The organism is Virgisporangium aliadipatigenens, from assembly GCF_016863615.1.
Lineage (GTDB): Bacteria > Actinomycetota > Actinomycetes > Mycobacteriales > Micromonosporaceae > Virgisporangium > Virgisporangium aliadipatigenens.
Genome location: NZ_BOPF01000002.1, coordinates 475933 through 501131 on the forward strand (window position 1 = coordinate 475933; position 25199 = coordinate 501131).

At 72.9% G+C, this 25199-nt stretch carries 19 protein-coding genes; 9 read left to right on the top strand and 10 right to left on the bottom strand.

Features of this window, described 5'->3' with window-relative positions; all coding sequences use genetic code 11:
* Positions 1–93 precede the first annotated feature (93 nt).
* From Val02_RS02855 to Val02_RS02880, 6 genes are all read left to right on the top strand, one after another.
* Positions 94–372, top strand: coding sequence for a hypothetical protein (locus Val02_RS02855; RefSeq protein ID WP_239151767.1), 279 nt, complete (start codon positions 94–96; stop codon positions 370–372).
* Between the two features lie 372 nt (positions 373–744).
* Positions 745–1251, top strand: coding sequence for a suppressor of fused domain protein (locus tag Val02_RS02860; protein WP_203897244.1), 507 nt, complete (start codon positions 745–747; stop codon positions 1249–1251).
* 50 nt (positions 1252–1301) lie between these two features.
* Positions 1302–1961, top strand: a complete 660-nt coding sequence (locus Val02_RS02865; protein WP_203897245.1) for an HAD family hydrolase — start codon at positions 1302–1304, stop codon at positions 1959–1961.
* Between the two features lie 15 nt (positions 1962–1976).
* On the top strand, positions 1977–3347 hold the full coding sequence (locus Val02_RS02870; RefSeq protein ID WP_203897246.1) for an ATP-binding protein: 1371 nt from the start codon (positions 1977–1979) through the stop codon (positions 3345–3347).
* A gap of 90 nt (positions 3348–3437) precedes the next feature.
* Positions 3438–4094 carry a response regulator gene (locus Val02_RS02875; RefSeq protein WP_203897247.1) on the top strand — a complete coding sequence of 219 codons (657 nt, stop codon included), beginning with the start codon at positions 3438–3440 and terminating at the stop codon, positions 4092–4094.
* 115 nt (positions 4095–4209) lie between these two features.
* Positions 4210–5085, top strand: coding sequence for a CPBP family intramembrane glutamic endopeptidase (locus Val02_RS02880; RefSeq protein WP_203897248.1), 876 nt, complete (start codon positions 4210–4212; stop codon positions 5083–5085).
* Here Val02_RS02880 and Val02_RS02885 read toward each other — a convergent pair.
* Positions 5073–5924 carry a 3-hydroxybutyryl-CoA dehydrogenase gene (locus Val02_RS02885; RefSeq protein WP_203897249.1) on the bottom strand — a complete coding sequence of 284 codons (852 nt, stop codon included), beginning with the start codon at positions 5922–5924 and terminating at the stop codon, positions 5073–5075. The genes Val02_RS02880 and Val02_RS02885 overlap by 13 nt on opposite strands.
* 115 nt (positions 5925–6039) lie before the next feature.
* Between Val02_RS02885 and Val02_RS02890 the strand changes: the two genes are divergently transcribed.
* The gene (locus tag Val02_RS02890) at positions 6040–7473 is read left to right on the top strand and encodes a DUF4082 domain-containing protein (RefSeq protein WP_203897250.1); all 1434 of its coding nucleotides are present in this window, start codon (positions 6040–6042) and stop codon (positions 7471–7473) included.
* A 30-nt stretch (positions 7474–7503) separates the two neighbouring features.
* On the opposite strand, the gene Val02_RS02895 is transcribed toward Val02_RS02890, so the two are convergent.
* From Val02_RS02895 to Val02_RS02920, 6 genes are all read right to left on the bottom strand, one after another.
* Positions 7504–8919, bottom strand: coding sequence for an FUSC family protein (locus Val02_RS02895; RefSeq protein ID WP_203897251.1), 1416 nt, complete (start codon positions 8917–8919; stop codon positions 7504–7506).
* A gap of 40 nt (positions 8920–8959) precedes the next feature.
* Positions 8960–9610, bottom strand: a complete 651-nt coding sequence (locus Val02_RS02900; RefSeq protein ID WP_203897252.1) for a response regulator — start codon at positions 9608–9610, stop codon at positions 8960–8962.
* Entirely contained in the window at positions 9603–10781 is a 1179-nt protein-coding gene (locus Val02_RS02905; RefSeq protein ID WP_203897253.1) for a sensor histidine kinase, read from the bottom strand. The genes Val02_RS02900 and Val02_RS02905 overlap by 8 nt, the downstream gene beginning before the upstream one ends.
* Positions 10782–10783: 2 nt before the next feature.
* Positions 10784–11560 carry an ABC transporter permease gene (locus Val02_RS02910; RefSeq protein ID WP_203897254.1) on the bottom strand — a complete coding sequence of 259 codons (777 nt, stop codon included), beginning with the start codon at positions 11558–11560 and terminating at the stop codon, positions 10784–10786.
* Positions 11557–12468, bottom strand: a complete 912-nt coding sequence (locus Val02_RS02915) for an ABC transporter ATP-binding protein (protein WP_203897255.1) — start codon at positions 12466–12468, stop codon at positions 11557–11559. Before Val02_RS02915 ends, Val02_RS02910 begins: the two co-directional genes overlap by 4 nt.
* Positions 12469–12554: 86 nt before the next feature.
* Entirely contained in the window at positions 12555–13415 is an 861-nt protein-coding gene (locus tag Val02_RS02920) for a LysR family transcriptional regulator (RefSeq protein WP_203897256.1), read from the bottom strand.
* Between the two features lie 121 nt (positions 13416–13536).
* On the opposite strand from Val02_RS02920, the gene Val02_RS02925 reads away from it, so the two are divergent.
* Positions 13537–14604 carry a Kelch repeat-containing protein gene (locus Val02_RS02925; protein WP_203897257.1) on the top strand — a complete coding sequence of 356 codons (1068 nt, stop codon included), beginning with the start codon at positions 13537–13539 and terminating at the stop codon, positions 14602–14604.
* On the opposite strand, the gene Val02_RS02930 is transcribed toward Val02_RS02925, so the two are convergent.
* Genes Val02_RS02930 through Val02_RS02940 form a run of 3 tightly spaced genes read right to left on the bottom strand, consistent with a single transcriptional unit; the run spans position 14588 to position 18673 of the window.
* Positions 14588–16261, bottom strand: a complete 1674-nt coding sequence (locus tag Val02_RS02930) for a hypothetical protein (protein WP_203897258.1) — start codon at positions 16259–16261, stop codon at positions 14588–14590. The two genes, Val02_RS02925 and Val02_RS02930, sit on opposite strands and share 17 nt — an antisense overlap.
* A complete protein-coding gene (locus Val02_RS02935) occupies positions 16258–18300 on the bottom strand; it encodes a caspase, EACC1-associated type (protein WP_203897259.1) in 2043 nt (680 codons plus the stop codon). Before Val02_RS02935 ends, Val02_RS02930 begins: the two co-directional genes overlap by 4 nt.
* Positions 18301–18304: 4 nt before the next feature.
* Positions 18305–18673, bottom strand: a complete 369-nt coding sequence (locus Val02_RS02940; RefSeq protein ID WP_239152320.1) for an effector-associated constant component EACC1 — start codon at positions 18671–18673, stop codon at positions 18305–18307.
* 285 nt (positions 18674–18958) lie between these two features.
* On the opposite strand from Val02_RS02940, the gene Val02_RS02945 reads away from it, so the two are divergent.
* Positions 18959–25198 (top strand): polymorphic toxin type 4 domain-containing protein, encoded by a 6240-nt coding sequence (locus Val02_RS02945; RefSeq protein WP_203897261.1) that lies wholly within the window; start codon positions 18959–18961, stop codon positions 25196–25198.
* Position 25199 lies beyond the last annotated feature (1 nt).

Consider the following 25199-nt stretch of genomic DNA (forward strand, 5'->3'; position numbering starts at 1 on the left):
GGGCCGGCGGTCCCGTTTCGTCTACAACTCCCGGGAACCGCTCGAGCGGCTGCGGGCCGCCAGCACCGGTTCCGCTCGAGCAGCGACACCGAGGTGGTGCTCGCGGCACACCACCAATGGGGCGAGCGCTTCGTCGAGCACCAGGCCGGCATGTTCGCCGCCGTCATCGCCGACCGCGGCCTCCTGCTGGCCTTGGCCCGGTTGCCGAACGGATCGAAGACGAGTCTGCCGTTCGAGTGTCTCGATCTCGTGGTGCGCGGCGAGGATTTGTCGCAACCGGTGGTCACCGACGACCTGTCCGGCGGCCGACTTCTCGTGCGCTCCTTCGACGCCGGGGCGCCCGAGGTCGTAAGACCGAACCGGTGTCAGTAGGAGGCGGCCTTTCCCGCCCGTTTGTCGGTCTGCGCCAGCTTGTCTGCGGCGGGTCGGTCGCGTTGTGCGCGGTCGGGCCGGAGCATCGGGCAAGCGGATGAGGGCTCAACCGAAATGATCCTGGGATGGCGGAGTCGACTAGATCGAGTTCGCCGGCACCGGTCTGCACGTCTACAACGGTGTGGATGCGAACGGCCGCTCGGCCGACGCTGTCCGACAGCTTCCGGAGCACGAGCCGTACGCTTCTCGGGTGCGGACCGTCCCGAATACCGACTCCAGGTGAGCGGGCGCGTGGACCGCCAGGCCTTTCATCGCCGCGTTCTACGCGAGTTATTCGGTGCGTGGCCGGGGCGTACCGTGGTCCGTACGCGAATGAACGGCCTCGGTCACCAGGACGACGCTCCACAGGCACCAGATCATCCGATCGAGGTGCTCGAGATAGCGCCGACCGCACCGGAAGGGGCGTGGGTCTACGCTTCCTGCGGAGCGTGGCAAACTCCGTCTCGAGGACAACCCCTCGCTGAATTCCTCCTTGTCTCCCTGAATTCTTCGGAGCTCCACGTAGAAACTGTCTACGATGTTGTCGCTCTGCACGCCGACAACAGTGGGCCGCTGAGACTCTACGACACGGTGGACTTAGGCCGGCCGTGGCAGCCTGGAAGTGCCTGCGATCACCTTCTCGTCGCCCCGCCGTACATCGTCGACGAAGGAGCTGGCGAATTCGAGATCTTCGGGCTCGCACTCTCGTTGCTCTGGCTGATCCCGATAACGGCGAGCGAGGCCGAGTTCGCGAATCATCACGGCGGTTACCTACTGGGCGAGGAGATTGCCGAGGCTGACGTCGGCGTGTTCCAGGCGGACCGGCCTTCGGTCAGGTGACGGCGGAGTCACCCCCTCCACGCAGCGGCCGGATTGCGATACTTGCCGCCGTGACGGTCAAGGCGCTCATCTTCGACTTCGACGGCCTGTTGATGGACACGGAGACCACCCTCCTGGAGAGCTGGCGCTGGGAGTGGCGACGCCACGGCCTGGAACTCGACCCGACCGGCTTCTTCGCCGAGCACGGCGGCGACGCCAACGAGGCGCGCTACATCGCCCTCGCCGGGGCGGTCGGGGCGGCGTACGACCGGGAGTCGAGCCACGAGCTGCGGATGGCGCACCGGGCCGCCCTGAACGCCGCCCTGGAACCCGCGCCCGGCATCGTCGAATGGCTGGACCGGGCCGCCGAACTAGGGCTACGACTTGCCGTGGCGAGCAGCTCACACTCCGCTCACGTCCTTGCCCTGCTGGAACGGGCCGGACTGCGCGGCCGCTTCGAGGTGCTGGCGACCGGGGAGGAGGTGGCCGCGCACAAGCCCGATCCGGCCGTGTACCTGCTGGCGCTGGAACGGCTCGGCCTGCCGGCGGCGGAGGCGGTGGCGTTCGAGGACACCGCGCACGGCGTCGCCGCGGCGCGCACCGCCGGGCTGCGCTGCGTCGCCGTGCCGAACCCGCACGCCGACCACGCCCGGTTCGGCACGGCCGATCTGCTCCTGACGAGTGCCGCCGACCTGCCGCTGGACGAGGTGCTGGCCGGTTTGGAATCCTGACTATGCTCTGCGGCCATGACCGTGCCGGCCCTCTGGTGGGAACGACCGCGCCGCCTCCTCGTCCGACGCTGGCGGAGCCTCAACCCGCTGACCCGCGACGCGGTCGGCGGCGGCGGCCTCCTCGCGGTATCCCTGGTGCCGGGCATGTCCGGCAGTGGCGCCGACCTTCCCGAGTTCGCGGATCTGCCGATGGACGCGACGGGCTGGGCGCTGCTCGTGGCGCTGTGCGTCCCGCTGACGCTGCGGCGGCGGTGGCCGGCGGTCTGTGCGGTGCTCACGGCGGTGGCGTTCGGGCTGTACCAGGTGCTCGGCTACCCGAACTCGGCCGCGACCCTGGGGTTCCCGTTCGCGTTGTACGCGCTCGGCGCGCATCAGGTGCGCGGGCGGCGGGTGCTGCCGCTGGTGCTGACGTTCGGGTACGTGGCGCTCGCGGTGCTGTTGTGGCGGATGGGCTCCGGTCAGAGTCTGCTGCAGTACGTGGAGTTCTACGGCGTCCTGGCCGGGTTCTGGATCGTGGGCGGGTGGATGCGCACGCAGCGTGCCGCCGCGGAGGCGCATCGCCGCGACAGCATGGCGCTCGCGGTCGTGGCCGAACGCGCAGTGATCGCCCGTGAACTGCACGACGTGGTGACCCACCACGTGACGGCCATGGTGCTCCAGGCGGACGCGGCCGGTCTGGTGCTGGCGACCGATCCGGCATTGGCCGCGCAGGGGACGAAGGCGGTGAGCGACACCGGCCGCCAGGCCCTCGCCGAACTGCGCCACCTGCTGCGCGTTTTGGGCACCGAAGAGCGGCCCGCCGCGCAAAGGCACAGGGCCGTCGAGCCGAAGGGCGCCGGGCAAGGGCTCGCCGGGCCAAGGGCCGCCGAGGCCAAGGTCGCCGCCGAACAATGGGCCGCCGAGGCCAAGGTTGCCCAGGCCAAGGTCGCCGACGAGAGAGCCGCCGAGGAGTGGGCCGCCGAACAATGGGCCGTCGTGGACCAGGGCACCGCCGACACCAGCCCCACGATCGACCGCATCACCGACCTCGTCGAACGCACCCGAACCCTGGGCCAGCCCGTCGAGTGGCACGAGGAGGGCGTCGCCCGCCCGACCGGCGGCGGCGTCGACCTGACCCTCTACCGGGTCGTCCAGGAGTCCCTGACGAACGCCGTCAAGCACGCGCACGGCATGCCGACCCACGTCCGGCTCACGCACTCGGAGCACGCGGTCGCCGTGGAGATCCGCACCGACGGTTCCGCCACCGGGCCGTCCGGCCGGGCCGGCCGCGGCCTCGCCGGCCTGCGCGAGCGGGTGAGCGTCTTCGGCGGCGACTTCGAGGCCGGCCCGACGCCCGCCGGCGGTTTCGTGATCCGGGCGACCGTCCCGTTCGGGGCGGCGCGATGAGCGGTTTCGTGATCCGGGCGGCCATCCCGGAGGGGGCGGCGCGATGAGCGGTTTCGTGATCCGGGCCGCCGTCCCGGAAGGGGCGCCGCGATGAGGATCCTGGTCTGCGACGACCAGCCGCTGATCCGCACCGCGTACGCCACGATCTTCGGCGTTCAACCGGGCATCGAGGTGGCCGGCACCGCCGACGACGGCGAACAGGCCGTGCGTCTGGCGCGGGCGCTGCGGCCCGACGTCGTCCTGATGGACATCCGGATGCCGGTGCTGGACGGGATCGAGGCGACCCGGCGGCTCGCCGGGCCGGAGGTCGCCGATCCGTTGACGGTGCTGGTGGTGACGACGTTCAACCTGGACGAGTACGTGTACCGGGCGTTGCGCGCGGGCGCGTCCGGGTTCCTGCTCAAGGATGCCCAGCCGGCCGAACTGGTCGCCGCCGTGCGGACGGTCGCGGCCGGCGACGCCCTCGTCTCGCCGACGGTGACCCGCCGGTTGATCGGCCATTTCGGGGAACGGATCCGGCCGGCAGAGCCGCCGGACGGGCGCGCGGCGCTGCTGGCTCCCCGCGAGTCCGAGGTGCTGGCGTTGATCGCCCGCGGCATGACGAACGCGGAGATCGCCGCCGAGCTGACGTTGAGCCCGGAGACGGTCAAGACCTACGTGTCGCGCATCCTCACGAAGCTCGACCTGCGCGACCGGGTGCACGCCGTGGTGTGGGCGTTCCGGAACGGGATCGCGCCGATCGAGTAGCGGCGTTGTCCCCCGAGCGAGCCACATCGGATGTCCACGACGGGGTGAAGATTCCGGAGCGTCCCGATCCCTACCGTTCTCGATGGCTTGACGACGTCGAGAAGGGGTCCCGTCCATGCCCGGCACCAGAAGGTTCCGCCTGAAGTTTCCGCTGATGCTGGTCGGCGTGTTCGTGCTCTTCGGGGTCGCGGAGGGGCTGACGGCGGCCCGCGCGGACGACCCGACCTGGGCGGTCTCCGCCGGGTTCACGACCGCGATCCTCGCCGTCGTCGGTTACGCGCTGTTGAGCCGTTGGATCGAGCGGCGCGACCGCGTCCCCGAGGTTTCCTGGTCGAATGCCTTCCGCTGGCTGATCCCCGGCATCGTGCTCGGCGGCGCCGCTTTCGGGACCGTGATGCTGACGATCCGGCTGCTCGGCGGCTGGGGCACGCAGACCCGCGGCGACCTGGAGGGGCTGGCGATCACGGCCGGCATCATGGCGTGCGTGGCCGTCAGCGAGGAACTCCTCTTCCGCGGCGTGCTCACCCGCATGCTTGCCGAACGCTTCAACGGCTGGGTGGCGCTGATCGTCTCGTCGCTGCTGTTCGGCGCCATGCACCTGGCCAACGCGAACGTCACCGCGCTGGCCGCGCTCAGCATCGTGTGCACCGGCGGCCTGCTCTTCGGGGTGCTGTACCTGGCGACCCGTTCGCTGTGGCTGACGATCGGCTTCCACTTCGCCTGGAACACGATGCAGGCCGGCGTGTTCGGGACGGCCTCCTCGGGCGAGGAGTCGACGCACTCGCTGTACCGGACCACGCTCGACGGCGCCGAGTGGCTCACCGGTGGGGCGTTCGGGCCGGAGGCGAGCGCGGTCACGGTGGCGGTCATCACCGTGCCGGCGCTGGTGGTGCTCGTGATCGCGGCGGCCAAGGGTCGGCTGCGGCGCATCACGAACGACGCGCCGCAGCCGAGCGGCCAGGCCGGGCGGGAAGAGCGTCAGTACGTGTAGAAGCCGCGGCCGCTCTTGCGCCCGAGCAGGCCCGCCTCGACCATGCGCAGCAGCAGCGGCGGGGGAGCGTACAGCGGCTCCTTGTACTCCTCGTACATCGACGTGCCCACGGCGGCGCAGGTGTCGAGCCCGATGAGGTCGGCCAGCGCCAGCGGACCCATCGGGTGCGCGCACCCGCCGACCATCGCGGCGTCGACGTCCTCCGGGGTGGCGAACCCGCCCTCGACCATCCGGACCGCCGAGAGCAGGTACGGGATCAGCAGCGCGTTGACCACGAAGCCGGCCCGGTCCTTGGCGAGCACGGTCTGCTTGCCCAGCTGGTCGGCGGCGAACCGGCGGGCCCGTTCCAGCGTCTCCGGCGAGGTCAGCAGGCTCGGGATCAGTTCGACCAGCGGCAGGACCGGCACCGGGTTGAAGAAGTGCAGGCCGATCACCCGGTCCGGCCGGCCCGTGGCGGCGGCCAGCTTCTGGATCGGGATCGACGAGGTGTTGCTCGCCAGGATCGCCTCCGGGTCGGCCACCACCTTGTCCAGCGTGGCGAACGCGGTGGTCTTCAGCTGCTCGTCCTCGATGATCGCCTCGATGACGAGGGTGCGGTCGGCGAAGTCCTCGTACGCCTGCGTGTACCGGATCCGCTGGAGCGTCGCGTCCCGTTCGGCCTCGTCGAGCTTGCCGACCTTGACGGCCTTGCCGAGCGAACGTTCCAGGCGCTCGCGGGTCGCGGTGCAGCGCGCCTCGTCCACCTCCAGGATCAGCACGTCGCAACCGCTGCGCGCGGCCACCTCGGCGATGCCGGAACCCATGATTCCGCCACCCACCACTCCGACAGCCTCGGCCATGTGTCCTCCTTCGTTCCGGCCACCGAGTCTGCCCGGTTCCGCGGCGGAACGCGAAAGAACCGGCGGATCGCTATGCTCCGATGGCGCGAGCGCATCGTCATTCGGGGGAGTCGACGTGGGGCGAAGGCGGTTTCTTCCGGCCGGTGTGGCCGTCATCGGGTTCGTGGCCGCCGCTTTCGGGGTGGTGACGCAGTCCTTCGCCGGTACCGCCGGCGCGGCCGAGCAGGCGGTGTCGCTCTGGTCCGACGCGGACGTGCCGGGCACGGTGGACGTGGACGACGCGCAGCCGGTCGAGCTGGGCACCCGCTTCCGGGCCGACCGTGGCGGTGACGTGACCGGCGTGCGCTTCTACAAGTCCGCGGCGAACACCGGCCCGCACACCGGCTCCCTGTGGGAGGAGGACGGCACGCTGCTGGCGACGGTCACGTTCGGCGGCGAGACGGCGTCGGGCTGGCAGAACGCCACCTTCGCCGCACCGGTGACGATCGCGGCCGACCGCTTCTACGTCGTCTCCTACCACACCACCGCCGGCCACTACTCGGCCGACAACAACGGCTTCGCCCAGGCGCGCGACGCCGGCCCGCTGCACGCGCCGGCCAGCACCCCGGAACGCCCCAACGGCCTGTACCGCTACGGCTCCGGCGGCTTCCCGACGTCGACCTGGGCCGCGACGAACTACTGGGTGGACGTCACGTTCGTCCCGTCGGCGGTCACCACTCCCTCGGCGTCGCCGTCGCCCTCCGTCTCGCCGCCGCCGACCGGTGGCGCCTTCCCGGACGCGGGCAACACCGGTGTGCCGGACGGCGTGCAGCTCACCCCGTACACGGGCTCGTGCAGCTTCCGCACCGACAATCAGGTCATCGACGGCAAGATCGTCGACTGCGCGGACATCCTCGTGTACGCCCGCAACGTGACGTTCCGCAACAGCGTGCTCAACCGGGCCGTCATGACCAACGCCGCCGACGCCTCGGTGAGCGTGGTCGACTCCGAGGTGCGCGCCGGCGCGACGACGTGGGCCGGCGTCGGCGGCAGCAACCTGACCGTGCTGCGCTCGGAGATCACCGGCGGCCAGCACAGCGTCCGCTGCGACGGGAACTGCCTGGTCCAGGACTCCTACCTGCACGACCAGTTCAACGATCCGGACAGCGCCTTCGGCTACCACAACAACGCGTTCCTCACGAACGGCGGCAGCGGCATGGTGGTGCGGCACAACACGCTCTGGTGCTCCCCGCCGGACAACGCGATCGGTGGCGGCTGCACGGCCGACCTGGCGCTCTTCGGCGACTTCGCACCCGTCGAGAACGTCACCGTCGAGGACAACTACCTGCACGCCACGCCCGGCGGCTTCTGCGGCTCCTTCGGCTACAACCCGGGGAAGGCGTTCGGGGACAACCCCACGGGGGTCGTGGTGCGGGGCAACGTCTTCGGCCGGGGCGCCAACGGCCGGTGCGGCGGCGTCGGCCCGACGACCAGCTTCCTCGGCACCGGTGCCGGCAACGAGTGGGCGGCCAACACCTGGGACGACGGCGGCGCGGTCGACCCGCAGTGACGGTCCGGGCCGCCGGTGCGGGGCCCGGGGTCACCGGCGGTCGGCGTCGCCGGTCGGGTCGGGGCGCTCCGGCCCCGTGAGCGGGGCTGCCTCCTCGGCCGCGGTGCGGGCCGCGCGTTCGGCCGCGTCGGCCGCGGACCGGGCGAGCGCCGCCGCGTCGGCCACCTCGTCGGCGGCCTCCCGCACCCGCTCCGGTTCGGCGTCGGGCATGAGCCGGCGCAGCGACTTCAGGTCCCGCGCGCTCGCCTCCGCCGCCGCGGCCGCGTTCGTGGCCGCCTCCGCGGCGACGTCGATCATGCGGCGAACGGCCTGCTTCGGCCGTTCCGTCAGAAGGGGAGGACGCCAGGGCTCGGCGGCCGGGCGCACCGCGGCCTCGATCTCGACGCGCATCCGGTCGATGACCGCGAGCAGTGCGCCGTGCTGCTGCCAGGCGGCGGCGTCGACATGCGGGTCGACGAGCAGCAACCGGCCGAGATGCTCGCGGCGCGCGTGCAACGCCGTGAGGCTCTCGTGCACCTGGGCGCGGGCGTCGTCGTCGCCACCCGCCACGGCGGCCACGCCGCACATCGCCGCGGCCGCCCGCTCCAGAACGTCCGCCAGCGCGGCCCGGGCCTGCGGACCGTACGCCTCGATCTCCTTCTCCGGCGGCAGGTAGAACGTCCGGTCGAAGATCTCCCGGCACAGCGTGCGCAGCAGGATGTACCACAGCTCGATGCCGGTCATCGCGGTGCGCAGCCGGGGCTGGGCCTCGCGGACCTCGGCACCGCGCGGGTTGAGCAGCGCGCTCTGCTCGGCCCGCACCACCGACTTCTCCGCCTTGGCCACGTCCGGCCCCAACGCCCGCGCCTCCTCCAACCGGCGCTGCGCCGCCGCCCGCGACCAGCCCACCCGCAGGTCCCCGGCCAGCTCCCGCAGGAACTCCGCCAGCCGGTTCGCCACCTGCCCGATCGCCTCACCGGCCGGCCGCACGTGCACCGGCGGCGCGATCGCGAAGTTGACGGCGATGCCGACCACGGCGCCGACCAGCGTCTCGTAGACCCGGTTGATCGCCGCGCTCTCGGCGCCGATGCTGCCCACGGCCAGCACCAGCATGGCGCTGATCGGCGCCTCGACCAGGTTGGAACCCAGCCGCAGGTACACCCCGATGATCAGCGACAGCGCCACCACGGCACCGAGGCTCCACCAGTGCAGCCCCACGAACGTGGCGATCGCCACCGCGACCAGCACACCGGCCAGCACGCTGAACATCCGCTGCACCCCGGTGGCGACCGTCTCGTACACGGTCACCTGCACCACGAGCAGGGCCGTCAACGCAGCCAGGATCGGCGCGGCGCTGGTGCCGAGCAGGTCCGCGACGACGTACGCCAGCACCGCGCCGAGCGTGGACTTCGCGGTGCGCAGGCCGGGTACGCGGCCGGAACGGAGGGCGTTGTCGATGATTTTCATCCCGCAACGACGGTAGCGGCTGCCGCGGCGGAAGCGAACGTCACACCAGTCCGTGACGGTGCGCCCAGATCACGGCGTGCACCCGGTCGCGGGCGTTGAGCTTGGCGAGCACCCGGCCGACGTGCGTCTTCACGGTCGACTCGGACAGGAACAGCTCGCCGGCGATCTCCGGGTTCGACAGGCCACGGGCGATGGCGACCAGCACCTCGCGTTCCCGTGAGGTCAGCTCGGCCAGGATGCGGTCGCCGTGCAGCGGGGTGACCGGGCCGTCCCGGTAGTGGTCCAGCAGCGTACGGGTGATCCGGGGCGAGACCACCGCGTCGCCGGCGGCCACCGTGCGGACCGCCGCCACCAGGTCGGCCGAGCGGGCGTCCTTGAGGAGGAACCCGCTCGCCCCGGCGCGCAGGCCGTTGAACGCGTACTCGTCGAGGTCGAACGTCGTCAGGATGAGCACCCGGGTCTGCGGGCAGTGGGTCACGATCTCGCGGGTCGCCTCGATCCCGTCCAGCACCGGCATCCGCACGTCCATCAGCACCACGTCCGGCCGGTGCAACCGGGCCAGCTGGACGCCGGCGCGACCGTCGTCGGCCTCGCCCACGATGCGCAGGTCGGGCTGCCGGCCGAGCACCATCGCCATGCCCTCGCGCACCAGCGCCTGGTCGTCCACGAGGAGCACGGTCGTCTCAGCCATCGGTGTCCTTGCTCGGTTGGGGCAGGGTCGCGCGGACGGACCAGCCGTGCGCGGGTCGGGGGCCGGCGTCGACGGTGCCGCCGTAGAGGGCCAGCCGTTCGCGCAGGGCCACCAGACCCTGCCGGGTGCCGACCGAGGGGGCCGGCCCGGTGCCGCGCCCGTCGTCGGTGACCTCGATGCGGATGGGGTCGGCCCGGTAGTCCACGGCCACGAGTACCCGCTGTGCGTTCTCGGCGTAGCGCAGCGCGTTGGTCAGGGCCTCCTGCACGGTGCGGAACACGGCGGTGCGCACGCTGCGGTCGGTCGGTTCGGGGCCCTGGCGGCGCAGGGCCACGGGCAGCCCGGCGCCGCGGAACGTGCCGGCGAGTGCGTCCAGGTCCTGGATCGCCGGCTCGTCCTCGCCACCGTCGCGCAGCACGCCGAGCAGCCGGCGCATGTCGACCATCGCGTCGCGTCCGATGCCGCCGATGCGTTCCGAGGCCGAACGGGCGCGGTGCGGGTCGCTGTCGGCCACCGCCGCGGCGCCGTCGGCGAGGCGCACCATCACGGTGAGGCTGTGCGCCACGATGTCGTGCAGGTCGTGCGCGATCCTGGTGCGTTCCCGGATCGCCGCCAGCCGCCCCTCCTGTTCCTTCTCCCGCGCGAGCTGAACGGTGCGGTCGAGCAACGCCTGCAGGTACCGCCGCCGGGTGCGCACGTTGGCGCCGGGGAAGATCGCGATCACCGCGATGACGGCGTAGATGATCGCCTTCGACCGCCATTCCGCCGGGTCGCCGTGCGGGATCGCCGGCACGGTCAGCGCGGTCACGGCCAGCACGGCGCCGAGCACCGCGTCGCGGGTGGAACGGTATGCGGCCAGCGCGTAGAGCGCGCAGGCGAGCGCCACCCCGATGAAGTGTCCGGTGCTCATCGCACCGCCGAAGGCCACCGCCGTCAGCGCCCACCACGGCTGCGAACGCCGCACCAGCATCGTCGCCGCCACGACGAGGCAGACGACCGCCCACCGCACGTCGACCGGCTGCGGTATCTGAAGTCCGGCGTTGCTCTCGAAGCTCCACAGCGCGCAGAGCCCCGCGAGGAGCGCGTCGGCCAGCCTCGGATTGCGGGCCCAGAACGCGCGCACCGCGCCCGCCGGTTTCGGCAGGCGCGGTGGCTCAGGCGACGCGCTCACGGTCACGCATCCTTGCGCACCAGGGCCGCCGCGCCAAGAACGAACGGCACCGCCCACCAGACGGTGACGGTGAGGACACCGGCGAGCACCGTGCCGGCCGACGAGGAACCGTCGAAGATGTTGCCGGCCGCCTCGGCGAAACCCAGCCTGTCCAGTTCCAGGTCGAGGCCGCCGCCGATGAGGTTCAGCAGCGACGGGACCACGAAGACGACCCCGAGCACGACACCGACCGCGATCGCCGTGCTGCGAACGGCGAGCGTGACCGCGAAGGCGAACAGCGCCAGCAGCGTGAGGAACCCGACCTGCCGGCCGAGCGCGCCGAAGACGTTGCCGATGGGCGTGTCCAGCCCGAGCGAGTTCAACCGGGGCAGCACGACCAGCCACGAGATCGGCAGCGACACCACCGCCAACAGCGCCGAGGTGACGGCGACGACCAGCGCCTTGGCCGCGATCACCCGTAGCCGCGACGGCGCCGCGACGAACGTCAGCCGGATCGAACCGGTCGAGTACTCCGAACCCAGGGTCAGCACCGCGAGCGTGAGGATCGCGACCTGCACACCGATGTTCGCGATCATGAAAACCACGTACGGTGCCTCGTCCGAGGTCGGCGGGTTCTCCGGCGTGAAGAACATCGTCGGCAGCACCCCGCCGAGCACACCGAGCAGGAGCGCCGCGGCCACCCCCACCCAGAACGCCCGCAGCGAGCGCAGCTTCAGCCACTCCGAGGAGACGAGGTGCGGCATGTTCAGCCGCGCGGTCCGCTGGTCGACGGTCGTCATCGGCTCACCTTCGCGACGTGCCGGCCCTGGTCCTGGGTCAGCGCCAGATAGGCCTCCTCGAGCGAGGCGGCCACGGTCGTGTTCTCGAACAGCAGGATGCCGTGCCGATGGGCCAGCACGGCGATGTCGGGGGAGTCCATCCCGGTGACCTCGAGCGCCCCGTCGGGGAGGCGGGTCACGGCGGCGTCGTGGCGGCGCAGGATCTCCTCCAGTTCGGCCGGGCGGTCGGGGCGCACCCGGGCCACCCGGGTGCCGAAGCGCGCGGTCAGCGCGTCGACCGCGTCGTCGGCCAGCACCCGACCGCGGCCGAGCACGATCAGGCGGTGCGCGGTCTGCGCGAGTTCGCCCATGAGGTGGCTGGAGACGAAGACGGTCCGGCCCTCCGCCGCCAGCGACCGCAGCAGCGTCCGGATCCAGATGATGCCGTCGGGGTCCAGGCCGTTCGCGGGCTCGTCGAGCAGCAGTACCGCCGGATCCCCGAGCAGCGCGGTGGCGAGCCCGAGCCGCTGGCGCATGCCGAGGGAGAAGCCGCCGATGCGCTTGTTCGCCACGTCGGTCAGGCCGACGGTCTCCAGGACCTCGTCGGCCCGCCGGTCGGGGATGCCGTGCGTGCGGGCGAGGACCCGCAGGTGATTGCGCGCGCTGCGGCCCTTGTGCGCCGCCTCGGCGTCGATGAGGGTGCCCACCGAACGCATCGGTGCCGCCAGGTCCGCGTAGCGCCGCCCGTCGACGAGGCAGCGGCCGGACGTGGGACGGTCCAGGCCGACCATCATCCGCATCGTCGTGGACTTCCCGGCGCCGTTCGGTCCGATGAAACCGGTGACGGAACCGGGATCGAGGCGGAACGATATCCCGTCGACGGCGGTGGTGTCACCGAACCGCTTCGTCAGCTCGTGTACTTCGATCATGGCGTCGAAATTACGGACGATGCGGGAACGGGCCATCCACCCGCGGTGCCCTCGCGCGGTGGTACCGCGGTACCACGGCCGGCGGCTTACGCCGGGCTGTACGCGCGGACGGCCGTTCGGACGAACGAGCGGATCAGCGGATCCCGCCGGGCCGTCGCCCACGCCACGACCAGCGGGCTCGGCGGCATGTCCGCCAGCCGAACCCAGCACAGCCCGGCGGGCAGCGGATGCGTGCGCGGCGCGATTCCGGTCACGCCGTTCCAGACGACGGCCTGCACGCACTCGCTGACGGTGCGCACCACCATGCCGGCCGGTCTGGCACCCGGGTCCCGCAGCCCGTTCCAGTACGCCCGCCAGGCCGGGTCCACGCCCTCCGGCAGCTGGAACCAGGGGCGTGACTCCAGGTCGGCGAGGCGGATCGAGTCGCGGCCGGCGAGCGGGTCGTTCTCCCGCAGCACCGCGCCGACCGGGTCGCAGCGCAGCACGTGCGTGCCGATCCCGCTGTCGTCGAACGGCGTCCGGGTGATGGCCACGTCGGCCAGGCCACCGCGCAGGCCGGCGGTCGGATCGGTGAAGTCGGCCTGACGGAACCGGATCGGCGCGCGTGGATGCCGTTCGCGGAACGCCGCGGCGAGGCGCGCGCCGGTGTCGCCGTCGTCGCCGAGCGTGCCCACGGTGAGCGTGGCGGCGCCGGCCGCGACGACCCGCGCACGCGCCTGGCCGGCGTGTTCGAGGAGCGTGCCGGCCTCCGTGTACAGGGCCTCGCCGGCGTCGGTCAGCTCGACCCCGGTCGCCGAACGGTGCAGGAGCACGAGGCCCAGGTCGTTCTCCAGCTGCCGGATGGCGCGGCTCAGCGGCGGCTGGGTCATGTGCAACCGGGCGGCGGCGCGTCCGAAGTGCCGTTCCTCGGCGACGGCGACGAAATAGCGCAGCAGGCGTAACTCCATCACCGGGAACGATACCGGCCCGGTATCGGGCCGACGGATTCGGTTTTGGACGCCCCGCACCGTCGGCCGGAAGAGTTGACGCCGAACGGAACTCGTTTCCATGCAAGGAAAGGCGGCAGCTGTGTGGCACAGAGTGCGCGGTACGGCCGCGTTGACGGTGGCGGGCGGGCTGGCCGTGGCGGGAGCGGTGGTGTCGACCCCGGCCGCCGCGGTGGCGCACACGCGGGTCGCGGCGCACTGGCGGGACGCGACGCCGATGCCGCAGGCGCGCGGCGAGGTCGGGGTCGCCGCGGTCGACGGCCGGGTGTTCGTGGTCGGCGGCACCGTGCGGGACGGCGCCGCCGAACCGGCCTGGGCGAGCACGCTGGTGACCAGTTACGACCCGCGTACCGGCCGCTGGTCCACGCACGCGCCGCTACCGCGGCCGCTCACCCACGTCGGTGTCGCGGGGCTCGGCGGACGGCTGTACGCGTTCGGCGGTTTCACCGGCATCGTGCACCTGCGGCCGCAGCCGGTGGCCTACGAGTACGACGTGCGGCGCGACAGCTGGCGGCGGCTGCCCGACCTGCCGACCGCGCTCGGATCGGTGAGCGTCGCGGCGCTCGACGGCCGGCTGCACCTGCTCGGCGGCCGCGACTCGCATCGGGTCGAGGCGGTGCCCGGCCTGCCGATCGAAGCGGGGTTCGGCACGGTGCGGACCCACCTGGTGTACGACCCGGCCCGGCGGGCCTACGCGGCGGCGCCGCCGCTGCCGGTCGTGCCCCGCGACCACGCCGGCGTCGCCGTGCTCGACGGCCGCATCCACGTGCTCGGCGGCCGCGACGAGGACGTCGCACGGAACCTGGCCCGGCACGACGTGTACGACCCCCGGACCCGCCGCTGGAGCGAGGCCGCACCGCTGCCCGTACCGCGTTCGGCCGGCGCGGCGGTGGTGCTCGACGGCCGGATCGTCTACGCCGGCGGTGAATGCCGGCCGGGCAGCGACACCGAAACCTTCGACGACGTCACCGTCTACCACCCCCGGACGGACCGCTGGTCGTCGCTCCCGCCGCTGCCGCACGGCGGCCGGCACGGGTTCGGCGCCGCCGCGTCCGGTGGGCGGGCGTACTTCGTGGCGGGTGCGCCGGCGTGCGGCGGCGGCGCGACCGCCGACAATCTTCAGCTGGGTCCGCTCACCCGGCGGCCCTGACCGGAGGGTCCGACGGGCAGGTGGCCGCGCGCTCCGGGGCGGCGGCCACCAGCGACGGGGTGCCGTTGTCGACGCAGAGCCGCACGACGGCGGGTTCACCGGCACGGGTGCCGTCCGCGCCGAAGCGCAGGTTCCCCTGGGCGGCGTTGTCCACGCTCACGACGCTCAGGTTGCTGGAGACCGCGTCCCGCGTGTACGGCTGCCCGTTGACGCTCAGCGCGTGGACCGCGTTGGCGGCGGTGAAGAACGCGTCGTGCGCGTTGACCAACCAGGTGTTGGCGAGTTGGGTGTCGTTCAGCCGGAAGTCCCTGAATTGCGGAGCGGCGAACGCACCTTCGAACGCCCGCTGGAAGTCGCGGAAGCCGTCGGTGCCGAGGAGTTGCGCGGGGGTCGACGTCGCCGGGAAGAACAGCTTGATCTTGCCGCGGCTCAGGATCTCCAGCGCCTTCCTGCGTTGCGCCTCGTTCGTCGGATCGATCTCGGGAGTGAGGAGTCGGGTCGCGTCCGTGCCGGCGGCCAGGGTCAGCTCCCGGTTCTGGCAGGGCTGCTCGGCCGCCTGGAGCAGGTTGGCGAGGTCGAGAGCGCGCGCGGTGTAGAAGATCGTGGTGATCGAATGATCGGCGCACATCGGTGCGACCTTGGTGCCGATCTGGCCGGCGGCGTCGTGGCTGCGCATGCTCAGGTCGAACTCGATCGGCAGCGTCGACGGCTTGATGAGCGCGTTGACGTGGTGGACGTTCGTGCAGGCGAACGAGTCCTTCCGGTAGTCGTGCTGGGTCACGTGCCGGGCCGCGCCCGGCTCCAGCAGTCGCTGGGCGGTGAGGTATTTCGAGAGCTTCTCGAGGTACCTCGCGTTGGAGTAGGTGATCCGGTAGAAGTCGTCCAACGGGCGGCTCGGGTCGCTCTTGAGGTTGCAGGTCGCCGGCGCGTTCGCGAAGTTCGTGCGGTCGAACCCGTCGGCGGTGACGAGGTCGGCGACGACCGGCATCCCGTTCACGTTGAACTCCCGGGCCGCCTCGATCGTCTCGGTGCGGCTCAGCGTGAAGCCGATCACCGCCACCGCGCGGGGATTGGACAGCACCTGCGCGGTGACCGACTTCCAGGCCTTGACGTCCTTTCCCGGATCGGCGATGAGCAGCCGGATGAGCGGATCACAGCCGCCGGGCTGGCGCAGGTGGTTCGCCTGCCACTGGGCCACGTACATGCCCGTGAGCTGGTTGTAGGCGCGGCTGCCGGTCAGTTCGTGCCGCCACGGCGCGAACGCGACGACGTCGACCGTCGCCTTGTTCTCGACGGCGCACAGGGTTCGACCGTCGTCGGCCTTCACGGTGCCGGCGTCGACCCTGCGGTTCTCCTCCCGGACGGCGTCGAGCAGCTGCCCGAAACGACCCCCGGCCATCTCGTTGAACTCCGGATCGATCGGCGCGCTCCCGTCGGTGACGCCGACACAGTCGCCCGCCTCCGACCAGATGCGCAGGCCCGCTCCCGAGACGGAGGCGCACGGGTTCCGGGGATCGGACCGCGGGCCGGACGGCCACCAGTGCGCGATCGGCACGGCCGCCGCCGCGACCAGCAGGAGCGCGGCGACCCGGATTCTCTTGCGCCGCCAGAACGGCTTCGCCGGTTCGCGGGCGGGCGGTGGCATGACGGCAGTCATCGTGCGGTCGGACCTCTTCGTTTCCCGATGGCCGGTACGGAGTGCGTGAACAGCAGATAAGCGGTGACGGTGATGGCGAGTCCGCTGACCACCGCGGCGACCCGCCCGGGCACCCCGGGCGCGGAGTACAGGGCGGCCGCGCCGCCGGCGCACAGCCCGCACACGAGGCTGAGCAGCGCCGTCCACGGGTTCACCACCGGGCGGGGCGGCGGTGCGACCGGTGCTGTCGCGAAGTGGTGCAGGGCGCCCTCGGACACGACGAGCTCCGGTTCGGGAGCGATCCGCGGAAGGGTGCCGGTGAGCTGCTCCAGGCGGCGCGTGACGAGCGGGATGCGACTCGAACCGCCGATCAGCACGACGGCGGCGACCTCATCGGGCCCGGCGTCGCTGCCGGCGATCGCGGCGGCGGTGCGGCGCACGGTCTGTTCGATGATGTCGGCGGCCAACTCCTCGAACTCGGCCCGGGTGAGGTCGACGTCGGCGTTGACGGGTTTGAGGAACACCCGGGTGCTGATGTCGGTGCTGAGCCGCTCCTTGGCGAGGCGGGCGTCCTCCACGAGCAGGTGCAGCTGCTGGCGGTCCTCCTCGGTCGTCGGCGTGCGCAGCCGTTGCCAGGCGACGGGGTCGTGCTTCTCGATCTGCCGGCCGAACCACTCGACGATCACCTCGTCGAGGTTGACGCCGCCGGTGTTCTCCAGCCCGTCGCAACGCACCACCTCCCACACCGCCGGGGTGGCGACGCGGCGCACGGTGCTGACGTCGAACGTTCCGCCGCCGAAGTCGTACACGACCAGGAGCGCACCGGGCCGGATGTCGTGGTCCGGACGCCGGGTGACGTAGGTGGCCGCCGCCAGCGGTTCCGAGACGAACTGCGGCGGCGGCAGGCCGGCCTTGAACGCCGCGGCCTCGAGCACGGCCCGGTGCCGGGGACCCCAGGTGTACGGATGGGTGAGGACCAACCGGCCCGGTTGGTGGCCGAGCGCGTTGTGCGCCTCGACCGCGACCCGCTTGAGGACCTGGGCCACCAGGTCGGCGACCGGTACCGCGTAGCCGTCGAGTTCGACGAGCGCCCTGCCGATGTGTCGCTTGGGCGAGGACTGGAAGGCCGCGGGCCGGGCGCGTGCGTAACGGATCGCGTCGCCGCCGACGTAGTAGCCGCCGTCGGGGGTGAGGGCGACCGCCGAGGGCAGCGTGGCCAGGTCGTCGAAACGCAGCGGCCGGACGGTGCCGGAGGCGAGCCGCAGGGCCGCGGTCGTGTTCGAGGTGCCGAAGTCGATGGCGAGGAGGTCGGCCCTCGCGCCGGGCGCCTCGGCCCGGTTGCGGACGAGCGGGAGGTCGCCGACCGTGCCGACGTTGCTGCGCCACGGTTCCGGGAGTCCGCGGGCCGCCAGCCGTTTCCAGAGGTGGTCGAAGAGGTCGTCGAGGGTGAGCGCCGGGCCGCCGTCCGCGACACCGTCGCGGAGCAGGGCGAGGAGTTCTCCGGTGAACGCCGTGTAGCGGGCGTTGGGCGGGGCGACGGCCCCCGCGTCCGGCGAGACGGCCGCGAGCACGTACGTGCCCCGCAGCGGTTTCCGGTCGACGGCCGCTCCCATGCCGCTGAGCGCGACCCCGGCGTGGCAGCAGTCGAGGATCAGGATCCTGCGTCGGGCCGGGCTGCGCGACACCGCCTCCCGGACCAGGTCGAACTCGACCGCGTGCAGGCGGTCGCGGTCGACGGTCTTGGTGACCGTGAGGTGCAGTTTGGAGGCGCCGTCGCGGGCGCACAGGAATCCGTGTCCCGCGTAGTAGACGAGGAGGGTGTCGGTGGCCTCTGCCGCCGCCGCGCGGATCGGATCGATCAGCGCCTCCCGGCTCTCCGGATCGATGACCGATATGCAGTTCTCCGGTGGGAGGCCCCAGTAGTTCCCGTCGCGGAACAGGTCGGTCAGATCGGAGACGTTGGCTCTGACGGCGTCGAGTTGTCTACCGGCCCACGATTCGTCCTCGTACTTCGCGGTGCCGATGATGACGACCCGCGACGCCCGCGGATCAGGGAGCATGCGGTCAGTCCCCGCCGTCGAGCCGTCGCGCGGCGCGATCGATGTCGTCCGGACCCGCGTTCCCGTCCGGTGCCGGTATCTCGCGTTCCGCGCGACGCACGACCGTCGACGACTCCGACCGGCAGGCGCGCCGCCAGGTCGCGATGGCGAGCATCAGTTTCGCCGTCTCGAACGTGGCGGTGACGGCGAGTTCGATGACGAAGGCCGGGTCGCCCATCAGGCCGGTGCCCTGCCGGCCCGAACCGACCTCGGTGAGCACGGCCCGGTCTCCGACGCCGGGGTGGGCCTGCAGCCATTCGATGAGCGAACCGAGTTCGGACTTGGCCTCGGGGCCGGTGAGTTCGATTCGTATTGGAGGTGGCGAGAGCGTCACGTCCAAGGGAACGACATCGCGGGAACGAGGTTCCTCGTTACATATCGGCTCAGAAACGGCCTGATTGGAACATCCGGGCACCGGTTCACCCGCACGGGGCGTGGCTCGTTGTCGGGTGTGCCCACCGAGTGGTTGATGGCTGCCCTTGCCACGATAGGTAACACTCGATCGACGACCCGTTCGGGCGTCAAGGCGTGCCCGGGGGCTTGGGCGTGCGGCGGGCCAGGGAGACTCGGGCCCACTGCGATGCTGATGGTGACCTGAGCACACGGCGATGGGTGGTTCATGAGCGGGGAGAGATCCCGGGCGGCCGTGGAACCGCTCAGCGCCGAACCGGACACGGCGGCTCCGTCGGCGCAGCCCACCGGCGATCGCGCCGTCCCGGGTGGCGTGGCGCAGGCGTTCCGCAGCGGCGAGGGCGGTGCCCCGGCGGTGTCCGCGATGGACCCGGCGACGCTGCTCTGGCTCCAGCAGAACGGCGGAAACGGCTCCGTCGCCGCCCTGCTCGATCCGGCGTCCGCTTCCGCCGGACAGACCTCGTCGGCGGAGCCGGCCGACGCGGAGCCGCTCAGCTCAGAGCCCGCCGACGCGGGGCCGGTCAGCACGGCTCCGGTCAGCTTCGGGCCCGTCAGCGGGGGGCCGGTCGACGCAGGGCCGGTCAGCACGGGGCCCGGCGACGCGGGGCCCATCAGTTCCGAGCCCGTCGGCACGGGGCCCGTCGACCTGTCGTCCGTCGGCGGGGAGCCGGTCAGCACCGCGCTGACGGGGCCGGACCCCAGCGGCGCGACATCGCCCGGACAGGTCCAGCCGCCGCCGAGCGGCGCCGCGTCCGGCGTTCCCCAGAATCCGGACGCACCACCGCTGACGTCGTCGCGGACCACCGACCTGCCGGCGGCGGACCTGCTCGCCGGGCCCACGGCCGGGCCGGTCGCGACCGACGCCGACCAGGCCGGTCCCGACCCGCTGGGCCGGTGGCAGGGCGCCGTCGCCGGTGCCACCGACTCGATCCCCCCGCCGGACCTGTCCGCGGTCGCCGCGGGGCCGGGCCAGCTCGCCGACCAGGCCGCCCAGATCGACCAGGCCCGACGGGCGCAGAAGCCCGACTTCGGCTCGGAGGCCACCGCCCGGGTGCCGGCGCCGCCCGGCGAGCCGCCCCGCGAGCAGAAATTGGACACCTCCGCCGCGGACGCGGCGGTGAAGGCGGTCGAACGGTCCGGCACGGTCCGGCTGAGCGACCAGACGCTGCCGGCGATGCGCCCGATGCCGTCCTTCGGCGGCGGGGGCGGCGGTGGCGGTGCACCGGTGGGCCTGACCGCACCCGGCATGCCGGCCCCGGCGTCCGCGCCGGCGGTCGGCAACGTGCCGGCCGACGCCCGGGCCGACCAGGTCTCCGGCAAGGTCGCCGACGTCACGGCGCCCACCGCCGGCACCGCGAGCGGGGAGCCGATCACCCTCAAGGATTCCGGCGCCGCCTCGCTGCAACCGCCGCCGCCGGCGCAGGTCGAGGCGATCGGCGACGTGCTGGCCCGGATCCGCGGGGACGTGCCCCGCTACGCCCAGGATTTCACCCGCGCGGCCGCCGCCCGGCTGGACCCGAGCGGTTCCGTCGCCGCGCTCGCCGACAAGGCCACCGCGCTCGCGGCCACCCAGGAGGCCGACATCGCGGCCGAACTGGACGGGGTGGCCGCGGCGGCCGGCATCACCGCGGAGCAGCTCGCCGCCAAGGTGGCCGAGCAGCAGGCCCAGGCGAGCCAGCAGGCCGCCACCGCGGCGGCGGACCTGTCCACCGCTTCCTCGGCCGCGCAGGCCGGGGTGAGCGCCCGCGGCGACGAGGAGTCGAAGGAGATCGCCGGTGCCAAGGCGGCGGCCGACGACTACGTGACCCGGCGCGAACTGGCGGCCGACGGCACCCCCGACCCGGCGGTGATCGACGGCCTTCGGGACCGCTACCTCGGCACGGTGGAGTCGACCGCCGCCGCCGCGGTGGCCGCGCTGCGGGCGGCCGGGGAGAACCGGGCGGCCGAGCTGACCCGGGCGGGCGACGGGCAGAAGGCGCAGTACCGGCAGCAGGCGCAGGCGGAGGCCGCCCGGCTGCGTACCGGGGCGACCGACCCGGAGGCCGGCAAGATCGCGGGCCGGCCCGCGCTGAACTGGGGCGACGAGCAGGCCGCCGAGGTCGACGCCACGGTCGCGCGGCTCAGCACCCAGGCCCGGCAGGAGGTCACCGCGCTGCAGGACGCCGTGACGGGTGTGCTGGAGACCTCCCGGAACCAGATCCGGGACTGGGCCGCCAGCAAGCAGGGGCGGCAGCGCAGCTGGTGGGAGCGGCTGCTCGACTCGTTCAAGGACTGGGCCGCCGACAGCCGGGCCGACACCAAGGCGTGGGAGGCGCAGCGCAACGCCCAGACCCGCGACGCGGTGACCGCCGACTTCGACCTGCTGGTCCGGATGCGCGATCAGCTGGCCGCCGGCAACACCGCCGCGGTGACCGCGGAGCTGAGCCGGCTCACCGCCGAGCAGCGCGCGGTGGTCGCGGCGTTCCTGCAGTCCGGCGGGCAGGACCCGGTCGGCGCGGTGGCCACCGGCCTGATCACCCGGCTCAAGCAGCGGCGGGTGCCGGAGCTGACCCAGGAACTGGAGAAGCAGGCCATCGCGGACCTGGCCTGGGAGGACCTGAACGCGTTGGGCCGGGCGCAGGATCCCGCCTTCGACGCCGGTGTGCTGGTGCGCGACGTGCGCGGCTCGGTCAAGGGCGTGGGCACCGACGAGGGCCGCCTGTTCAAGGCGCTCGCCGGCCGAACGCCGATCCAGATCGCGGCGCTGCGCAAGGCGTACCAGGCGGTCTACGACCGCGACATGGACGACGACATCGACAGCGATGTCAGCGGCAGCGAACAGGAACGCGCCGACGCCCTGCTCTCCGGCGACCCGGTGATCGCCGCAGTGGCCACGCTGAACGACGCGATGAGCGGCGCCGGCACGGACGAAGCCACGATCATGCAGACGCTGCGGGGCAAGACGCCGGCCGAGCGCGACGCGATCGTGGCCGCGTACAAGGAGAAGTACGGCGTCGACCTGACCGAGCGGCTGGCCGGCGACCTGTCCGGCAACGAACTGGACCAGGCGAACGCGCTGCTGTCCGGCGACACCGCCCGCGCGGACGCGATCGCGCTGAACGAGGCGATGAGCGGCCTGGGCACCGACGAGGCGGCCATCCACGGCGTGTACGGCCAGATCCGCGAGGAGGTGGAGGCCGAGGCGCGGGCCAAGGGCATGTCCACGGCCGAGATCGCGGCCGAGGTGCGCCGCCGCACCGCCGCGATCGGCCAGCAGTACGGGGCGGCCTACGGCGCCAGCCTCGACGCGGACCTGGCCGACGACCTCTCCGGCGGCGAACTGAACCTGGCCAAGGCGGAGCACGCGCACGACCTCACCGCGATGGACGCCGCGAAGATCCAGATCGAGCACGAGTCCGGGTACACCAGCGACGACGCCGTCAACGCGGTGCTGCGCAACCAGCACGCCCGGGCGAAGACCGAGGTGCTGCGCGACCTGGAGGTGCGGTTCAACGAGGATCCGGCCAACGCCCAGCTGTCCCCGGCGGAACGGGCGGCCAAGCTGGAGAAGCTGCGCGCCGACGCGGAGGCGCAGATCGGCACCCGCGCCAAGGAGAACATGGCCGCCCTGGAGGCGCGCTACGACGCGGACAACCCGATGTGGGGGCCGGGCGGCTTCCAAGCGGTGATCGAACTGGAGATGTCCGGCCACTCGTACGACGAGGCCCGGGATCTGATCAGCTCGGGCGGCAAGCTGACGGACGCCCAGGAACTCAAGTACGCGATCTTCGGCGCCGGCACCAACGAGGACACGATCCGCAAGACCCTGATGGGCAAGTCCAAGAAGGAGATCGAGGACCTGGCCCGGCAGTACAAGGAACTGACCGGCAACGATCTGCGCGACGACCTCGGCGGCGACCTCAAGGGCCGGGACTGGGCCGACGTGGATCTCATGCTCAACGGCACCAAGACGCCGGAGGAGATGCTCGCGTACCAGAAGGCCCGCACCGAGTGGGAGCTGGACGACGGCGTCGGCGTGCTCGGCGACCTGTTCGACAACGAGGAGGCCCGGGTCCTGTCGGCCACCACCGGCGAATCCGAACGGGCCTACGCCGAGTACGCCCGGCTCAAGGAGGCCTACGGCGAGGACGACCCGCGCACGCAGGCCGCCAAGGCCCGGTTCGAACGGTGGACCGGCTACGGCGACAAGGACGTGGAGGAGCACCGCGCCGCCGTGGACTCGGTGACCGACACGATGGCCACGGTCGCGGCGATCGGCGCGGGCATCGCGGTGACCGTCCTCAGCGGCGGCGCCGCCGCGCCGGTCATCGCCGGGCTGGCGGGCGCCCTGGGCACCAGCACCGTCGTGGCCACCGGCCTGGTGGCGGCCGTCGCGGCGACGGCGGCCGGCATCACCGCGCGCCAACTCGGCAAGGGCGCGGCGTACGACGCCGAGGGCATCGCGCAGGATCTCGCGCAGGGCACCGCCGAGGCACTCATCGCGGCGGCCACCGCCGGCACCGGGGCGAAACTGCTGGAAGCGCTGATGAAGTCGCCCGCGTTCGCCGCCATGAAGGAGGCCGCGGAGTCCGGCACACTGGCCAAGCTGGCCAAGGCCGGGCTGGAGAACGGCCTGGAGAGCGCGCTGTCCGGCGTGCCGTCCGGCGCGGCCGGCGCGATCCTCAGCGAGGGCACCTGGCAGAGCGGCGACCCGCTCGGCGCGATCCTCTCGGCCTCCGGCAGCAGCGCCGCCATGGGCGGGCTGACCGGCACGGTCAGCGGCGTGGTCGGCGAGGCCATCGTCGGCGCGATCCGGCGGCCGGCGGCGGACGTCGGCACGGTGCCGACGGACTCCGGCCACGCGCCCACCGACACGGGCCACGCGCCGACCGAGGCCGGCCATGTACCGACCGAGGCCGGGCCCGTGCCGACGGATCCTGCTTCGGTGCCGGCCGACTCCGGTCCTGCGCCGGCTGATGCCGTTCCCGTGCCGGCCGACCCCGCGATAGTGCCGGCCGATCCGGCGGCGGTGCCCGCGGATCCGACCGCTCCCGCCACGAGCGGCCCGACGACGGCGCCCGCCGGGCCGACCGGACCGGCGGCCGGGATCAAGGAGGACCCGGGCGCGTTCCTGGAACGCGGCTACTTCTCGGTGACCGAACAGCCGGGCTACGTGGTTCGGGCCGGGCCCCCCGGCGCCTACTCCGATCACGTCTTCTACAACCTCGACGAGGCGCTGGCCTACGCGCAGGCGCTGGCGCAGACCGGCGAGGCCGCGATCCGGGAGAGTTCGGCCCTGCCGTTGAACTGGCCGGGCGGGCACGCCGGCAACCCGGTGGACGCGATCCGCGTCTTCGAGCTGCCGGCCGGCACGCCGACCGTCCAGGGCGTGGTCGGGCCGCAGGCGGAGAACGCGCCCGGCATGGCGGGCAAGACCTACGAGGGCGGCGGCCCGCAGGTGGTGATCCCGAAGGCCGTGCGCCTCGGCCCGCCGGTGGGCGAATTCCCGGTCGTGAACCCGCCCGCGGCGACACCGGCCGCCACACCCGTGCCGGCCGCGGTCACGCCGGCATCGCCGGTGGACGCGACGGCTGGGCCGGTCGCCCCCGTGGAAACGACAGCGGCGCCGGTCGACGCGACCGCCGGGCCGGTCACGCCTGCGGACACCACTGCCGCGCTGGTCACGCCCGTGGACGCGACCGCCGCGCCGGTATCCACCGAATCGACAACCGCCGGCCCCACACCCGCAGAGCCGGCCGCCACGGCATCCGGCGGCGGCTCGGGCGGCGGCGGCCCGACCCACACCGGCGGCGGCCCCGGCCCGACCAGCGGCGGCGGCCAGGGCGGCGGAGGTCAAAGCGGCGGCGGCCAAGGCGGCGGCCAGGGCGGCGGGAGGCAAGGCCAGCCCGGCGCCGGCCGTCCGGTCGCGTTCGTGGGCGACGACAACGCGGTCACCGTACGGGTGAGCGGCGAGATCGGAGACGCGATCCCGCGCGCCGACGCGCCCGGGTACGAGAAGTACACCGACCCGGGCTCGGCCGTCGGCCTGCCCGACTACCAGCGCGCCCACATGTACGGCCCCGGCTTCGGCGACGAGGTGGCCGACGGCATCATGCTGGCCCACACCGAGGTCAATCAGATGCTCCAGAACCACGGCATCGAGCGGGCGATCCGGCTCCTGCACCGGATCGCCAAGGCGGAGGGCGGCGCGGTGCTGGTGGACGTGGCGGTCACCAGCCATCCGCGGGTCGCGGGGCAGCCGGTGCTGCTCAGGTCGGCCGGCTACCGGGTCAGCCTGCGGCTGCCGGACGGCCGTGTGGTGGTGGCGTTCGAGGCGGACATCGGCGACATCGGGCTGCCCGGCACCCGCAGCGCGGTGAACCCGCCGATCAGCGTCACACTGCGCGACATCGGCAGCGACCGCCCCGAGGTGGCCGACGAACTCGCCGAACTTCTGGAGCGCGATTGAC

Bases quoted from the DNA above. Each gene is read 5' to 3' on its own strand.
- Val02_RS02875 (WP_203897247.1), top strand. From the start codon at position 3,438: ATGAGGATCCTGGTCTGCGACGACCAGCCGCTGATCCGCACCGCGTAC.
- Val02_RS02910 (WP_203897254.1), bottom strand. From the start codon at position 11,560: ATGACGACCGTCGACCAGCGGACCGCGCGGCTGAACATGCCGCACCTC.
- Val02_RS02915 (WP_203897255.1), bottom strand. From the start codon at position 12,468: ATGATCGAAGTACACGAGCTGACGAAGCGGTTCGGTGACACCACCGCC.
- Val02_RS02895 (WP_203897251.1), bottom strand. From the start codon at position 8,919: ATGAAAATCATCGACAACGCCCTCCGTTCCGGCCGCGTACCCGGCCTG.
- Val02_RS02920 (WP_203897256.1), bottom strand. From the start codon at position 13,415: ATGGAGTTACGCCTGCTGCGCTATTTCGTCGCCGTCGCCGAGGAACGG.
- Val02_RS02900 (WP_203897252.1), bottom strand. From the start codon at position 9,610: ATGGCTGAGACGACCGTGCTCCTCGTGGACGACCAGGCGCTGGTGCGC.
- Val02_RS02935 (WP_203897259.1), bottom strand. From the start codon at position 18,300: ATGCTCCCTGATCCGCGGGCGTCGCGGGTCGTCATCATCGGCACCGCG.
- Val02_RS02880 (WP_203897248.1), top strand. From the start codon at position 4,210: ATGCCCGGCACCAGAAGGTTCCGCCTGAAGTTTCCGCTGATGCTGGTC.
- Val02_RS02860 (WP_203897244.1), top strand. From the start codon at position 745: ATGAACGGCCTCGGTCACCAGGACGACGCTCCACAGGCACCAGATCAT.
- Val02_RS02945 (WP_203897261.1), top strand. From the start codon at position 18,959: ATGAGCGGGGAGAGATCCCGGGCGGCCGTGGAACCGCTCAGCGCCGAA.
- Val02_RS02930 (WP_203897258.1), bottom strand. From the start codon at position 16,261: ATGACTGCCGTCATGCCACCGCCCGCCCGCGAACCGGCGAAGCCGTTC.
- Val02_RS02870 (WP_203897246.1), top strand. From the start codon at position 1,977: ATGACCGTGCCGGCCCTCTGGTGGGAACGACCGCGCCGCCTCCTCGTC.
- Val02_RS02885 (WP_203897249.1), bottom strand. From the start codon at position 5,924: ATGGCCGAGGCTGTCGGAGTGGTGGGTGGCGGAATCATGGGTTCCGGC.